This is a genomic window from Chelatococcus sp. KU-N122 (assembly GCF_055391085.1).
The window spans coordinates 5,218,630-5,232,695 of the sequence record NZ_AP043981.1 but is presented as its reverse complement, the minus strand read 5'-3'; the positions used below and the strand labels follow the sequence as shown (position 1 = coordinate 5,232,695).

14 protein-coding genes are annotated in these 14,066 nt (G+C 68.6%); 1 reads left to right on the top strand and 13 read right to left on the bottom strand.

The features are described 5' to 3' along the window. Positions 1-3: 3 nt before the first annotated feature. Together ACZ5PO_RS23625 and ACZ5PO_RS23620 are read right to left on the bottom strand one after the other, a co-directional pair. Positions 4-1,158 (bottom strand): acyl-CoA dehydrogenase family protein, encoded by a 1,155-nt coding sequence (locus ACZ5PO_RS23625; protein ID WP_464184310.1) that lies wholly within the window; start codon positions 1,156-1,158, stop codon positions 4-6. A gap of 2 nt (positions 1,159-1,160) precedes the next feature. Then, positions 1,161-2,009, bottom strand: coding sequence for an enoyl-CoA hydratase (locus ACZ5PO_RS23620; RefSeq protein WP_464184309.1), 849 nt, complete (start codon positions 2,007-2,009; stop codon positions 1,161-1,163). 349 nt (positions 2,010-2,358) lie between these two features. Between ACZ5PO_RS23620 and ACZ5PO_RS23615 the strand changes: the two genes are divergently transcribed. Continuing rightward, entirely contained in the window at positions 2,359-2,799 is a 441-nt protein-coding gene (locus tag ACZ5PO_RS23615; RefSeq protein WP_464184307.1) for a hypothetical protein, read from the top strand. Here ACZ5PO_RS23615 and ACZ5PO_RS23610 read toward each other — a convergent pair. The 11 genes from ACZ5PO_RS23610 to aqpZ all read right to left on the bottom strand — a co-directional run bounded on the left by ACZ5PO_RS23610 (position 2,772) and on the right by aqpZ (position 13,667). Continuing rightward, positions 2,772-3,365: a GNAT family N-acetyltransferase gene (locus ACZ5PO_RS23610; protein WP_464184306.1), complete on the bottom strand. Its 594-nt coding sequence runs from the start codon at positions 3,363-3,365 to the stop codon at positions 2,772-2,774. The genes ACZ5PO_RS23615 and ACZ5PO_RS23610 overlap by 28 nt on opposite strands. Before the next feature lie 99 nt (positions 3,366-3,464). Then, entirely contained in the window at positions 3,465-5,708 is a 2,244-nt protein-coding gene (gene parC / locus ACZ5PO_RS23605; protein ID WP_464184305.1) for a DNA topoisomerase IV subunit A, read from the bottom strand. Between the two features lie 62 nt (positions 5,709-5,770). Beyond that, positions 5,771-7,084: an MFS transporter gene (locus ACZ5PO_RS23600; protein WP_464184304.1), complete on the bottom strand. Its 1,314-nt coding sequence runs from the start codon at positions 7,082-7,084 to the stop codon at positions 5,771-5,773. A 149-nt stretch (positions 7,085-7,233) separates the two neighbouring features. Further along, the gene (recO, locus tag ACZ5PO_RS23595; RefSeq protein ID WP_464184303.1) at positions 7,234-8,022 is read right to left on the bottom strand and encodes a DNA repair protein RecO; all 789 of its coding nucleotides are present in this window, start codon (positions 8,020-8,022) and stop codon (positions 7,234-7,236) included. Between the two features lie 108 nt (positions 8,023-8,130). Continuing rightward, positions 8,131-8,886 (bottom strand): anti-sigma factor, encoded by a 756-nt coding sequence (locus ACZ5PO_RS23590; RefSeq protein ID WP_464184301.1) that lies wholly within the window; start codon positions 8,884-8,886, stop codon positions 8,131-8,133. Then, on the bottom strand, positions 8,883-9,506 hold the full coding sequence (locus ACZ5PO_RS23585) for a sigma-70 family RNA polymerase sigma factor (protein ID WP_464184300.1): 624 nt from the start codon (positions 9,504-9,506) through the stop codon (positions 8,883-8,885). Before ACZ5PO_RS23585 ends, ACZ5PO_RS23590 begins: the two co-directional genes overlap by 4 nt. Before the next feature lie 182 nt (positions 9,507-9,688). Beyond that, on the bottom strand, positions 9,689-10,621 hold the full coding sequence (gene era / locus ACZ5PO_RS23580) for a GTPase Era (protein WP_464184299.1): 933 nt from the start codon (positions 10,619-10,621) through the stop codon (positions 9,689-9,691). Continuing rightward, a complete protein-coding gene (gene rnc, locus ACZ5PO_RS23575) occupies positions 10,618-11,328 on the bottom strand; it encodes a ribonuclease III (RefSeq protein WP_464184298.1) in 711 nt (236 codons plus the stop codon). The genes era and rnc overlap by 4 nt, the downstream gene beginning before the upstream one ends. Before the next feature lie 10 nt (positions 11,329-11,338). Then, positions 11,339-12,109, bottom strand: a complete 771-nt coding sequence (lepB, locus tag ACZ5PO_RS23570; protein ID WP_464184297.1) for a signal peptidase I — start codon at positions 12,107-12,109, stop codon at positions 11,339-11,341. Between the two features lie 257 nt (positions 12,110-12,366). Continuing rightward, the gene (gene acpS / locus ACZ5PO_RS23565) at positions 12,367-12,783 is read right to left on the bottom strand and encodes a holo-ACP synthase (RefSeq protein WP_464184296.1); all 417 of its coding nucleotides are present in this window, start codon (positions 12,781-12,783) and stop codon (positions 12,367-12,369) included. Between the two features lie 173 nt (positions 12,784-12,956). Continuing rightward, positions 12,957-13,667 carry an aquaporin Z gene (gene aqpZ, locus ACZ5PO_RS23560; protein ID WP_464184295.1) on the bottom strand — a complete coding sequence of 237 codons (711 nt, stop codon included), beginning with the start codon at positions 13,665-13,667 and terminating at the stop codon, positions 12,957-12,959. Between the last annotated feature and the right edge of the window lie 399 nt (positions 13,668-14,066).

Genomic DNA, 14,066 nt, shown 5'->3' with positions numbered 1-14,066 from the left:
TGATCAGGCTGCTCGCGACGACAGCCGCCCGCTCGCCATGGCGTGCCGCCGCAGATGGTGATCGACGTCTCCGAACAAGGCTTCGAAGGCGACGACGCGCTTGAGGTAGGCGCCGATCTCCAGCTCCTCCGTCACGCCCATACCGCCATGCAGTTGCACCGCCTGCTCGGCCACGAAGCGCGCACCGCGGCCGATCTTGATCTTGGCGCCCGAAACCGCGCGGATGCGCTCGGCCGCCGGCGCATCGGCGAGCAGCGCCGCCCTCAGCGCCATGGAACGGCCCTCCTCCAGCGCGCTCGCCATATCGGCCAGGCGATGGCGGACGGCCTGGTTGAAAGCCAGCGGCTTGCCGAACTGCTCCCGCGTCTTGGTGTAGGCCGCCGTCGCGTCCAGCAGCGCAGCCATCATGCCGACTGCCTCGCTGCAGAGCGCCGCGAGCGCGCGGTCGACCGTCCGCTCGATGGCCGGCAGCGCATCGTCCGAGCCGCCGAGCCGCACGACGTCGGGCACGCGGACCCCGGCCAGTTTCACGGTCGCCGCCTTGCCGCCGCCGAGCCGGTCGTAAGCGGTGAAGCTCAGTCCGGGCGCCTGGCGCGGCACGACGAACAGGGCGAGGCCCTCACGCGCCATGCGGTCGCCGGCAACCCGCGCCGATACGATCAGATGATCAGCGCTCGGCGCGTCCAGGACGGCGATCTTGGTGCCGTCGAGCACCCAGTCGGCGCCGTCGCGGGCCGCACGGGTGGCGACGTCGGCCAGGTCGAAGCGGGCCTGGCGCTCGCTGTGGGCAAAGGCGAGCAGCGAGCGCCCGGCCGCGACTTCCGGCAGGACGGCGCCGCGCTGCTGCTCGGTGCCGAGGTCCGCGACCAGGCCGGCGCCGAGGACGACGGTGGACAGATAGGGCTCGGTGACCAGGCCGCTGCCGAACGCCTCGGCGAGGATTCCCACCTCGACAGCGCCGCCGCCGAGGCCGCCGTGGGCCTCCGGCAGGGGCAGCGCGAGCCAGCCTAGGTCTGCGAACTCCGCCCAGACGGTGCGGCTGAAGCCCTCCGGCTGGCCCGCCGCCTTGCGGCGGGCGTCCGGGCTGTAGGCCGTCCGCACGAAACGCTCGGCGCTCTCGCGCAGCAGGCGCTGCTCTTCGGTCGCGTTCAGATCCATGGTCAGACGCTTGCCTTCTGCTTGACCGACGGGTGAAGACCGGCGGGATCGACGATCATCTTGAATTCCTGCAGGTTGTGGGCGTGGCAGAGGTGATGCAGCGCGAACGCCTGGTCGATGGCGCTCTGCTGGCCCATGATGTCGAGGGTGTGGTTCACCGCCTCCTTGCTGAGCTTCAGGGCGAAGCTGGGCTTGGCGGCGATGCGGGCCGCGAGGGCCAGCGTGAAGGCGGGAAGCTCGCCGCGCGGCACGACGTGGTTCACCATGCCGAGCCGGTGCGCCTCCTCCGCGCTCCACGCATCGGCGGTGTACAGGAACTCCTTGGCCTTGCGCGCCCCGACCTCCCAGGGATGGACGAACCACTCGACACCGCAGACGCCCATGGTCACGACAGGGTCGCAGAACTGGGCGTCGTCGCTCGCCACGATGATGTCCATGGCCCAGGCGAGCATCAGTCCGCCGGCGATGCAGCGCCCCTGCACCTCGGCGATGGTCGGCTTGGGGAGATTGCGCCAACGGCGCGTCATCTGCAGGTAGATCTCCTGCTCGCGCGCGAAGCGGCCGTGGGCATTGGGCTCGGCGAAGCCGCCCCAGCCGAACACGGGCGGGAAGTCGACCCCCGCGCGGTCCTTCTCCTTGGCCCGCAGGTCGTGGCCGGCGGAGAAATGCGGATCGGCACCGGCGAGGATGATGACCTTGACGCTGTCGTCGTAGGACGCCTCGTCGAACGCGGCGTTCAGGTCATAGGTCATCTGAAGGTTCTGGGCGTTGCGCGCCTCCGGCCGGTTCATCACGATGCGCGCGACGTGCTCCGCCGGCCGCTCGACGAGAATGGTTTCGTAGGTGCCCATCAGCTTTTCCTCACCCGTTCGGACCATGGCTCGTCTTGCGCGAGCCGCACCAAACAATCGTTAGATCGTCGCTCCGCGGGCGTCTAGAGCGCTTCCTGATCGGGTGGAACCGCCCGACGAGAGAGAAGCGCTCCAAATTCAAAGGCTTGGAGCATTTCTCCGCAGTTGGATGACCTCATCCAATTGCGAGATGCGAGCGTCCATTTGCCGAAGTCCTGCTCGGCCCGGCGCCGAGACGCGCTCGCGCCCGCCGCGACGGCGGCAAGCTGGTTTCGCCCGCGCTCGTCGGCTACAAGCGTCCCGCTGCCGGCATCCGCAGGCGGCGTCCCTGTCCTTCCCGGCCGACCCCATGGCGTTCGACACCGAGATTTCGCGGCGTGCCTGCTCGGCCGCCGCCCTTCTGACGCTAGCCGCCCTGACCGCCTGCCAGAGCGCGCCTCGGAGCACCTTCGGCTATGTCCAGGAGGTGAAGTCGGGCCGGCTGGAGGTCGCCGGCGACTACAACACCGTGTCCGGCGATGGCGGGCGAGCCTGTCATCAGCAGCCCCTGCCGGCGATCACCATCGTCGCGCCGCCGCGCCACGGCACGCTGAGCGTCACCACCGCCCCGAAGCCGCTGCGCGCCGCGCCCCGCTCGCCGTTCGCCGGCTGCCGCGGACAGCCCTTCCTCAGCCAGGTCGTGCATTACCGCTCGGAGCCCGGATATCGCGGCGACGATCGCGCCATCTACCGGGTCCGCTACGTCGACGGGCAGAGCGATACCTACGAGAAGCTGTTCCGGGTCCGCTGAGCCGGGCGGCGCGCCTGCCATTCGCTGCGCGTGATCTCCCAGATCTCGGCCGGGAGCCGGCCACAGACGAAGCCCCGCTCCTCCCGTCCGACGACGCGCATGCCGGCACGCTCGGAGATGCGCCGTGACGCGGTGTTGGCGATCGCCTTGGGCACGCGCAGAGCGTCCTTGCCCAGGACGACGAACCAGAACTCGGTGACGGCCGCGGCCGCCTCCGACATCAGCCCCCTGCCCTGCCATGCGGGATCGAGCCAGAAGCCGCGGTTATCGTCGCGGCTTTCGTCCATGAGGCCGATGATGCCGATCAATCGCTCTGGCGCCGCCGCGGGCCTGATAGACCAATGCCATTGCCTCCCATCCTCGATCGCCGGCAGCAGCGTGTCGCGAATGAAGACCAGAGCCCCGTCGGACGGATATGGCCATGGCACCCGCGCGGCGAGATAGCGGACGATCTCCCACTGCGGAAAGACGGCCTGCACCGCATCGGCATCGGCCAACTCGAGCGGGCGCAGGATGAGGCGCTCGGTCGTGAGCAGCGGCGTGGGCACGGCGGACGGCGGCGGCATCGGCCAAACATGCCCGTTCCGGACGCGTTTGGCACCTGCCGTCGACCGGACGCCCCTCCGCCACGCCGTGCTGGGGCGTCGCCCCGCCTTGCGATCGCGTCAGCCGAACCTGTTGTTGCGGGGAAAGCCCTTCGGCGGCAGCCGGCCGGCTTCGGCCCGATTGCCGATCCACTCGGTCAGGTCAGTCCCGATCACCGTCCAGGTGCGGCCGGACGTGTCCTTCCAGGTCAGCCCATCGGCGAGGTTGAAGACCTTGGCATCGCTGACCCCTCCGTCCCGATACCGCTGCAGCCGCACCCCCTTGCCGCGCGTCATCTCCGGCATCTGGACCGCTGGGAAGATCAGCAGCTTGCGGTTCTGCCCGACGATGGCCACGTGGTCGCCCTCCGCCGCCACGCACAGCGCGAGCTTGGCCGGCGGGTCGACCACCAGCACCTGCTTGCCCTTGCGGGTGTTGGCGACGACGTCGTCCGCCGGGGCGACGAAGCCGCGCCCATCGGATGTGGACAACAGCAGCTTCTCGGCCGGGCGATACGGGAACGTGGCGACGACGTCGGCCCCCTCGTCGATATCGACCATGATGCGGATCGGATCGCCGACGCCGCGTCCGCCGGGCAGCTTGGCGGCGTCGAGGGTGAAGATCTTGCCGTTGCTGGCGACGACGAGGATCTTCGCGGTGGTCTCGGTGGGAAAAGCGGTGGCGAGCCGATCGTCGCCCTTGAACTGGAGGCTGGTGGTGTCGGCGACGTGCCCCTTGAGCGCCCGGATCCAGCCCTTCTCGGACACGACGACGGTGATGGGCTCGCGTTCGACCATGGCTTCGGCGAGGTCGATGGCGGCCGCTTCCGGAGCCTCGGCGTAGTCGGTGCGCCGCTTGCCGAGGGCCGTCGCCGGCCCGAACGTCTTGCGCAGCTCGCGGATCTCGGCCGAGACCTTGCCCCACTGGGCACGATCCGACGCGATCAGCGCCAGCAGGTCGTCCTTCTCCGCCGTGAGTTCGCTCTGCTCGCGCTTGAGCTCCATTTCCTCCAGCTTGCGTAGGGCACGCAGGCGGGTGTCGAGGATGGCATTGGCCTGGATCTCGGTGAGCTCGAAGACGCGCATCAGCTCCTGCTTCGGCTCGTCCTCCTCCCGGATGATGCGGATCACCCGGTCGAGATCGAGATAGACGATGAGCAGGCCGCCGAGGATCTCCAGGCGCCGCTCGATGACGCCGAGCCGATGGCGGGTGCCGCGCTGGAGCACATCGCGGCGGTGCTCGACCCATTCGCGCAGCGCTTCGGCGAGCCCCAGCACGCGCGGAATGCGGCCGGCGGTGAGGACGTTGAGATTGAGCGGAATGCGGCTTTCCAGCTCGGTCAGCCGGAACAGCGTCTCCATCATCACCGCATCGTCGACGGTGCGGGACCGGGGCTCGAACACGATGCGCACGTCGGCCGCCGATTCGTCGCGGACATCAGCCACCAGGGGCAGCTTCTTCTCGTTCAGCAGGTCGGCGATCTTTTCGATCAGCCGGCCCTTTGGCACGAGGTAGGGAATCTCGGTGACCACGGCGACCCAGCCGCCGCGGCCGGTGTCCTCGCGATGCCACCGCGCCCGCACCCGAAAGCCGCCGCGCCCGGTCCGATAGGCCTCACCGATGATCGCCGGTGGATCGACGATGATGCCACCGGTCGGAAAATCCGGCCCCTTGACGAAATTGAGCAGTTGCTCGGAGGTCGCCTTGGGATGGGTGATCAGATAGAGCGCCGCGTCGCAGAGCTCGGCTACGTTGTGCGGCGGGATCGAGGTCGCCATGCCCACGGCGATGCCCTGCGCGCCGTTGGCGAGCAGATTGGGGAAAGCCGCCGGCAGCACCACCGGCTCCTCGTCCGAGCCGTCGTAGGTCGGCCTGAAGTCGACCGTGTCGTTGTCGATGTCCTGCAGCAGCAGGCGGGCGACATCGGTCAGCCGCGCCTCGGTGTAGCGATGCGCGGCGGGGCCGTCGCCGTCGATGTTGCCGAAATTGCCCTGTCCCTCGACCAGAGGGTAACGGGAGGAGAAATCCTGCGCCAGGCGCACCAGCGCGTCGTAGATCGCCTGGTCGCCGTGGGGATGGAACGAGCCCATCACGTCGCCGACGACCTTGGCGGATTTCTTGAAGGGAGAGCCGGGCTCCAGCCGCAGCAGCCGCATGCCGTAGAGAATGCGGCGATGCACCGGCTTCAGGCCGTCGCGGGCATCGGGCAGTGCCCGATGCATGATCGTCGACAGGGCATAGTCGAGGTAGCGCCGCTCCAGCGCGTCCTTCAGCTCGACATTCTCGATACCGTTCTCGGACGGCGGGTCGATCACCTTAACCATGCAGAACAACTAGCGAACGCACCGAGTCGGAGCAAGAACGCACCGCGCCCTGTCAACCATTTTCAGGGCGTGCCGGTGCCACGCGAGCGGCCACGCCACAGAATGCCCAGCGCGCCGGCAAGCTGGAGCCCGATGCAGAGCCCCAGGGCAGCGCCATAGCCGCCGAAAAGATCGTGCACATAGCCCAGCGCCGCCGGCGCGAACGCATAGACCATCTGGCCGACGGCCGTGGACAAGCCGACGATCGGCGCGAACGCCGCAGGCGCAAACTCGTGCTGCACGATCAGTGCCGGCAGGGTGATGATGTTGCCGACCGACAGCCCGAACAGGATGACTGCGCCGTAGAGCACCGTCGGCGTCTGCGGCCACAGGACGATGGCGCCGAGCGCCGCCGCCTGGCTGGCCAACGACACCGCCGTGACCCGGCGCTGATCCAGCCGGTCGATCACCAGGCCGAGCCCCAGGCGGCCGCAGATGGCCGCCGTGCTGCCCATGATCAGGGCCAGGCTCGTGCCGGCCGGCTCCAGCGTCGGCAGCAGCACCGCGACCTGGTGCATCAGGTAGCCGGCCTGGGCCGCCAGGCCCAACGCGAAGGGCGCGGCAAGCGACCAGAAATGCGTGGAACGGAGCGCCTGCGCCGTCGTCATGCCCGGATCCGCCCGAGATGCATCTGCCCGGCCGGGACAATCCTCAGTCTTCGCCTCAGTCTTCGCCTCAGCCTTCGCCTCAGCCTTCGCCTCAGCCCTCGCCTTGGTTGTCGGCGCGGTCGGCCGCCGCAGCACCACCAGCAGCAACGGCGCCAGAACAGCGAACAGCGCGACCGAAAGCGCCGCGACGGCGACCTCGAGGCCGGTGCGTGCGCTGAGAAACACCAGCGCCGGCGCGATGCTCAGGCCGGAAAAGCTGGCGCCGTTGAGCGCCAGGCTGATGGCGAGCCCCCGCTTGCGATCGAACCAGCGCGCCAGGGTGGTGGCGATAGCCGTCGAGCTGGTGCACGCCCAGCCGAAGCCCAGGAGCACGCTGGCGGCGAACAGCTGCCACGGCCGCGTCGCCGCCGACATGGCGATAGCACCGGCGCCGAGAGAGAAGGCGCCCCCGCCCAGCACCAGCCGGAGATCGAAACGCTCAAACAGCTTCGGGACGACGGTGAGCCAGACGGCGCCGAAGAGGTAGTAGGCCGTCGTCGCCGTCGCCACGAGCGAAGTGGACCAGTCGTTGACCCGCTGCAGCTCGGCCAGATAGACGGCCTGACCATAGAAGCCGAAGCCCCAGCTGAAGACGGCCAGGACGAAGCAGGCGACGACAACGGGCCAGCCATGGCGAAGCTCGCTCGGTGCCGCGTGCGCTGCCGGTCTCGCCGCAAAGGGCGCATTCATGGGCTCGTCTCCTCCGGGGCGTGTCCCGAGCGGATGAGGTCATCTCATCGGGACATGCCCAAAATCTTGAAGCGCTTCTCTTGCTGAGTCGGCCCGACCGCGAACGCTTTGGGCCGGTCGCCGCATCTGGCCCGCGGGCGGCCGGCCGATCACTCCGATTGTTGCTCCTTCGCCGGCCGTGCGGGCTCGACAGGCGGCAGCGCAGGTCCGGCTGCCTGGCGGCGCACGATCTCGACCACGCGCGCCCGCCCGTCCGGCGGTGCGACGCCGCGCGGCTCATAGACGTGGCGTGTCAGGAAATGACCGGTCAGGACAAATCCCGCCAGCACCTGGGCGGCGCCGGGCGCGCCCTGGGCGAAGCCGGTCCGCAGGAACCCCGGCAGCGCCAGCAGCCTGTCGTGGTAGGGTGCGCCCGCGCCTGCGGAGACGGCCCGGCCGGATCTGGGCGACACGTAGACCAGCTCGTCGGCAGCGCCTGTGGCGGCGCACCGATCGAGATCGAGGCCGAAGCCCAGCTCGGCCAGCATGGCGAGCTCGAGCCGGACCATGAGCGCCGGCCCCAGCTCGGCATCGTCCATGTGCTCGGCCAGCACCATGAGCTGCTCGAACACGGCGGGATGGGGATCGCGTTCGGGCAGCAGCCGGGCCAGCGCGGCGACGCTGCCCAGCACGTTGAGAGCCAGTGCCGACGGCATGTAGCGGGCGGCGCGGAGCACGAGGCCTTCCACGTGGAACGTGCCCATGTGCTCGTCGAGACGCGCGCGCCAGCTGAGCGCCACGGAATTTCCGGGTTGCAGCAGGGGCTGATTGCGGCTGGAGCGGCCGCCGCGGACCAGCCCCAGATGGCGCCCATGGGCGCGCGTCATCGCCTCGAGGATGACGCTCCCTTCGCCGTGGCGCCTGACGCCCAGGACGATGCCTTCGTCCGACCAGTGCATGGCACGACAATGCCGAGGCGGCGCGACTTGTCAAAACCCGCCGCGGGCGACGCTCGGAACGGACGGCCCGCAGGTGCCGGGGCAGCCCCCCACGGCTGAATCCCGGGATCAGTGCGAGAGTTTTTCGAACTTCCCTTTGGCGACGACGGGTCCGCTCGGCTGGTTGCCGGGCGCGCCATTGGGGGGCTCGAGCGTGATGGCGAGATGCGACTGCTCAACAAGCTGGTGCCGGATATCCCTGGGGATCGCGATCCTCGTGGGGTGTGAGGCATCCAGCATGCCGAGCGAGCGCGGCAGCTCGCCCGGGGCGATCAGCCAGAGCTGCGGCACGCGATGATCCGTAGCCGCTCCGGCCGCGGGCGAGATCAGCAGCTGACCTTTCTGCGTGTGCGCGGCGGCGATCACCGATGGGCCACCTCCCAAGGGGACCAGCGTGGCGAACAACGGCTCGACCGCGTTCTCGACGATGAACGTCGCGGCCACGATGCTGGCAAATGCGACGCCGACCGAGCCGAAACTCAGCCAGCGCCAGAAGGGCAGGCTGGACCAGAGCGTGTTCGGGCGGGCCGGCACGTCCGCCAGAGCAGCGATGCGCAGCAACGGTGCGCTCGTCGCCGCGGTGGGGTCGACCGGCAGCGCCGCCTCGATCCGAGACCACACGCGGGTCGGCGGCTCGACGGACGGAATGGCGAGCGCCAGCGGCGCGAGCCGCGCGGTCCACGCCTCGACGTCGCGGGCAAAGGCCGCATCCGTCGACGCCCTGGCCTCCGCCCGACGGCGGTCGAAGATGTCGAGCACACCGAGGGCATATTCCGCAGCGAGCAGCTCGCCGTCGTCCGGCGGAGGGTCCTTGTCGCTGGTCATCGTTCCAGGCACGATCTCAGTTTGAGCAGGCCACGCCGCACCCAGCTCTTCACGGTTCCGAGCGGGACCCCGGTCCGTTCGGCCAGGGCCTCGTAGGTGACGCCTTCGAAGAAGGCTATGCGAATGGTCTCGGCCTGCTTGTTATCCAATTCCTCCAGGCACTTCATCAGCTGCCTATGGTCGTCCGCCGCTTCGATGCCCGACAGGGCGCCGGGAGCAGGATCACGCAGGTCCGCCGCCTCCTCGATCGGCTCGGATCGGGCTCGGCCGGAGGAGACGCGCAGCCGATCGATGGCCCGGTTGCGCGCGATCGTCACCAGCCAGGTGATGGGGCTTGCGCGGCCCGGATCAAAGGAGCCAGCCTTGCGCCAGACGGTCAGATAAACATCCTGCAGGACATCCTCGGCCTCTGCCGGCTCGCCCAAGATACGGACGCAGACGCCAAATAGTTTCGCGGCGGTCATATGATAGACGTCGCCGAGAGCCGCTCGATCGCCCGCCGCGACGGCCGCAAGGCGCTCCACAAGGCGATCGCGCTGCGCCGACTGGGACTGGCCGCCCGCCCCCGCCTTCAGCGGCGGCCGCTCGTCGAGCGCCGAATCGGGCGCGTCGGCGCTCATCGGCCGCCTCGCCCTGACGCGAAAGGGTCGCCCTGCTCGGATATCGAAGTCACGGCGACCATCCTAGAGCATGCCGGCCGAAAGTCATATTACCGGATTCGCGCGGGGTATAGGCGCCAAGCTGTTGAGTCGGCGCACATTCTTCCCGGACGACCGATTTGGTGCGGCAATGGGCACGGCCGCTATCCGCGCGGAAATTCCAGCCCCATCTCGCGGTATCGGGCCGGATCGTCTGCCCAGTTCTCGCGGACCTTGACGAACAGGAACAAGTGGACCTTCGCCTCGGCCGCCTCGGCGATGTCCACGCGGGCCGCCGCGCCGATCATCTTGATCGTCTGGCCGGCCTTGCCGAGCACGATCTTGCGCTGCGACTCCCGCTCCACGAAGATCGTCTGCTCGACGCGCACCGAGCCGTCCTTCTGCTCCTTCCAAAGGTCGGTCTCGACCGTGGAGGCATAGGGCAATTCGTCGTGCAGGCGCTCGAACATCTTCTCGCGCGTGATCTCGGCGGCGAGCTGCCGTAGCGGCGCGTCCGACACCTGGTCTTCCGGATAGTGCCACGGCCCCGGGGGCATGCGCTCGGCCAGCGCCGCCTTCAGATCGTCGACGCCGTCGCCATTGATCGCCGCGATCATGAAGGTCCGCTCGAACGCGGCCCGCTCATTCGCCGCGCCGGCAAGCGCCAGCAGGCTCGTTCGCGCCACCGTGTCGATCTTGTTGAGCAGCAAGAACTTGGGCTGCCGCAGCTCGCCGAGCCGGTCGAGGATGGTGCACGTCTCATCGTCGATGCCCTTACGGGCATCGACCAGCAGGCAGACCAGATCGGCGTCGGTGGCACCGCCCCAGGCGGACGCGACCATGGCTCGATCGAGCCGGCGCTTGGGCAAGAATATCCCCGGCGTGTCGATGAAGACGATCTGGGTCGCACCCGTGAGCGCGATGCCACGCACCAGCGCGCGGGTCGTCTGAACCTTGCGCGAGACGATCGATACCTTCGCGCCGACCAGCGCGTTGAGGAGCGTCGACTTGCCGGCGTTGGGGGCGCCGACCAGGGCGACGAAGCCGCAGCGCGTGGCCTCGGCAGGCTCCGGCGCAGGCACCTCGGTCTCATTCATGCCGACGCCTCCTGCTCGGACCGCACCCCTTCGCGCACCAGGAAGCATTCGGCCGCCGCCTGCTCCGCCTGGCGCTTCGACGGCCCTTCCCCCTCCCCCGGCGCGAAGCCGTCGACCACGGCCGCGATGCGGAAGACCGGCGCGTGGTCGGGGCCGGAACTCGCCAGCAGCTCGTAGCTGGGATTGGGCAGCCCCTGCGCGTGCGCCCACTCCTGCAAGGCGGTCTTGGCGTCCTGCAGCGGGCCGCGGGGAGCCCTCATCCGTTCGGCATAGGCCCGCTCGATCACCTGTCTGGCCTCCGGGTAACCCGCATCAACGAACACCGCACCCACGATCGCCTCGCAAACGTCCGCCAGCAGCGAAACGTTCTGGCGCGCCCTGGGAAAGGCGCCGCCGGACGCCAGCCGCAGATACGGCGGCACGCCCCAATCCCGCGCCACCTCGGCGCATGTCTCCCGCCGCACCAGCTCGGCGAGGCGGCGCGAGAGCTCGCCTTCCTCGGCCCCCGGGAACGTCCGGAACAGCATGTCGCAGATGGCGAGGCCAAGCACGCGGTCGCCCAGGAATTCCAGCCGCTGGTAGGAGCCGATCCGCTCGCCGCTCACCGCGCTGACATGGGTCAGCGCCCGCTCCAACAGCGCTCGATCAACAAATCGATGGCCAATCGCGCCTTCCAGCGCAGCTAGATCGAGTTTGCGAGGCGCCACTGTGCATGCTCTACTTCACGCGCGTGAAGATGCGGTCCCAACGGACCGTCCACGGCCATTCCCACACCTTCCAGGCAGACGCGTTCTCGTCGATCGAGAAGAAGACGATCTCGGCCCGGCCGACGAAATTTTCGAACGGCACGTAGCCGACGGACGCCTCGTCGCGACTGTCGGTCGAGTTGTCGCGGTTGTCGCCCATCATGAAATAATGGTTCGGCGGCACCTGGTAGACATAGGTGTTGTCCCAATAGCCCTTGTCGCCGTCGCGCTCGATGATGACGTGGCGAACGCCGTTGGGCAGCGTCTCCATATATTGGGGTACCTGGACCTGACGACCCCATGAATCAGCGGTCTGATAGTCCTGGATCCGCTCTCGCTTGACCGGTTGGTCGTTGATGTAGAGCAGGCCGTCGCGCATCTGGATGCGGTCGCCCGGCAGGCCGATCACGCGCTTGATGTAGTCGGTCGAATTGTCCTTGGGCAGCTTGAACACGGCGATGTCGCCGCGCTTGGGCGGCGAGGCGAGGATGCGGCCGTTGAACAGCGGCGGGCTGAACGGAATCGAATGCTTCGAGTAGCCGTAGGCGTATTTCGAAACGAAGAGATAGTCGCCGATCAAGAGCGTCGGAATAAGGGAGCCGGACGGGATATTGAACGGCTGGAACAGCAGCGTGCGCACGACGAGCGCGATGAGCAGCGCCTGTACGATGACCTTGATGGTCTCGTAGATGCTGCCTTCCGAAGTATCCTTGCGCTTCCCGTCAGCCTCGATGCGTGCCATGGCGTCGGCCTTCCATCGCCGGCCATGGGCCGGCTCGTCGGTCAGGTGGGGTGCAGCTCATCGTGACAGCGCCGCGCAACGAGAAAACCGCCCCGAACCAATGACTTGATACCCCGCCCGCGGCCGCGGGCGGGGGCTCCCGATCCGATTGCTGTATCGTATGGTTCGAAGGCCCGCAATGCTCGCCTCGGACACGGCAGCGTCGCACCGGCCGAGCCGCCGCCACGTCGCAGGCTGTCTCCACGGCAAATGCGGCGTCACCGCGGCGGGCTCGGGGCGATCGGGAGCGCCTCGATAATCACGAATGCTTGCGCCATCGGTGGATCGTCGGTCAGCGACACATGGATGACCGGCGCGTGGCCCGCCGGCACCATGTCGTTCAGGCGCGCCAGGGCGCCGCCGGTCAGCCGCATCGTCGGTCGGCCGCCGGGCATGTTGACGACCTCCATGTCGCGCCAGAAGACGCCGAGACGGAGCCCGGTACCGAGGGCCTTGGCGCAGGCCTCCTTGGCGGCGAAGCGACGCGCATAGGACGCGGCCCGCGCGGCCCGCCTGTCGCTGCGCGCTCGCTCACCCGCCGTGTAGATGCGGTGGGTGAAGCGATCCCCGAAGCGCGCCAGGGAGCGCTCGATGCGAGTGATGTCGCAGAGATCGGAGCCGATGCCGACGATCATGCAGACCCCGCGTGCGAGCCGGGCCCGGCTGCGATCGCGATCGGCGGCGAGGACCGGCGGATAAAAAAGACGCCCGGCCGCCGAGCGGCCGGGCGCCGATATTCTCTCCATACAGGTGCGGGCGGCGTACGCCCAGCCCCTCGACGGCGCCGGCCTGAGGTCGGCGCCCGCGCTCAGGCGCGCGGGTCGACCGGCTCGTAGAGCCAGCGGGCCAGGAGACCGGCGATGACCGCGCCGAGGATCGGCGCGAGCCAGAACAGCCAGAGCTGCGAGACGAACTCGCCGCCGGCGAACAGGGCCGGCCCCGTGCTGCGCGCCGGGTTGACCGAGGTGTTGGTGACCGGGATCGAGATCAGGTGGATGAGCACCAGCGCAAGCCCGATCGGGATGCCGGCAAAGCCGACCGCGGCGCCCTTCGACGTGGTGCCGATGATGATGAACAGGAAGAAGAAGGTCAGCAGGACCTCGATCAGGAAGCAGGCCGCAAGGCCGTACTTGCCGGGGCTGAGCTCACCAAAGCCGTTCGAGGCGAAGCCGCCCGGCACCCACCCCGCCTTGCCCGACGCGATGGTATAGAGGACGGCGGCAGCGGCGATGGCCGCGATGACCTGGGCGATGATGTAGGGGATGACGTTCTTGGTGGGGCAACGGCCGGCCGTCCACAGGCCCACCGTGACCGCCGGGTTGAAATGGCCGCCGGAGATGTGGCCCACCGCATAGGCCATGGTGAGGACCGTCAGGCCGAAGGCGAAGGCGACGCCCAAGAAGCCGATGCCGAGCTGTGGGAACGCCGCGGAGAGGACGGCGGCGCCACAGCCGCCGAACACCAGCCAGAATGTGCCGAAGAATTCGGCAACGGCGCCACGCATAGTACTGTTATCCATCCTAAGCCCCCTTCGTTGGCCATCCGTCCGGTGGACTCGACGAATCACCGCACGATCCGTCTAGTCACCATATGGCATTGAGCTAAAGCAACCGACGATCATAGAGAATTGTAGCCCGGCCCCGTCTGGAATTGATCCAGTCTGCGGACGACGTCCAGCCAGCAAACCTTGTCAATCGAGCGACCTTCAACAAGCCTGGCCTTGCAGACCTACCCTCGCGGCACCGACGAAAGCGCCCGACAACATGGCCGCGCCGCGGCCTAGGACGATGAAGACAGCCGGACCGAACAGCTCCGCGATCTACCGTTCGCGCTACCACTCATGCTCGCCCCCACCGACAGCAAAGCCATCGCACCAGGATGCCGCCGAACCGATTCGACGCAAACTCGCCCGCGCCAT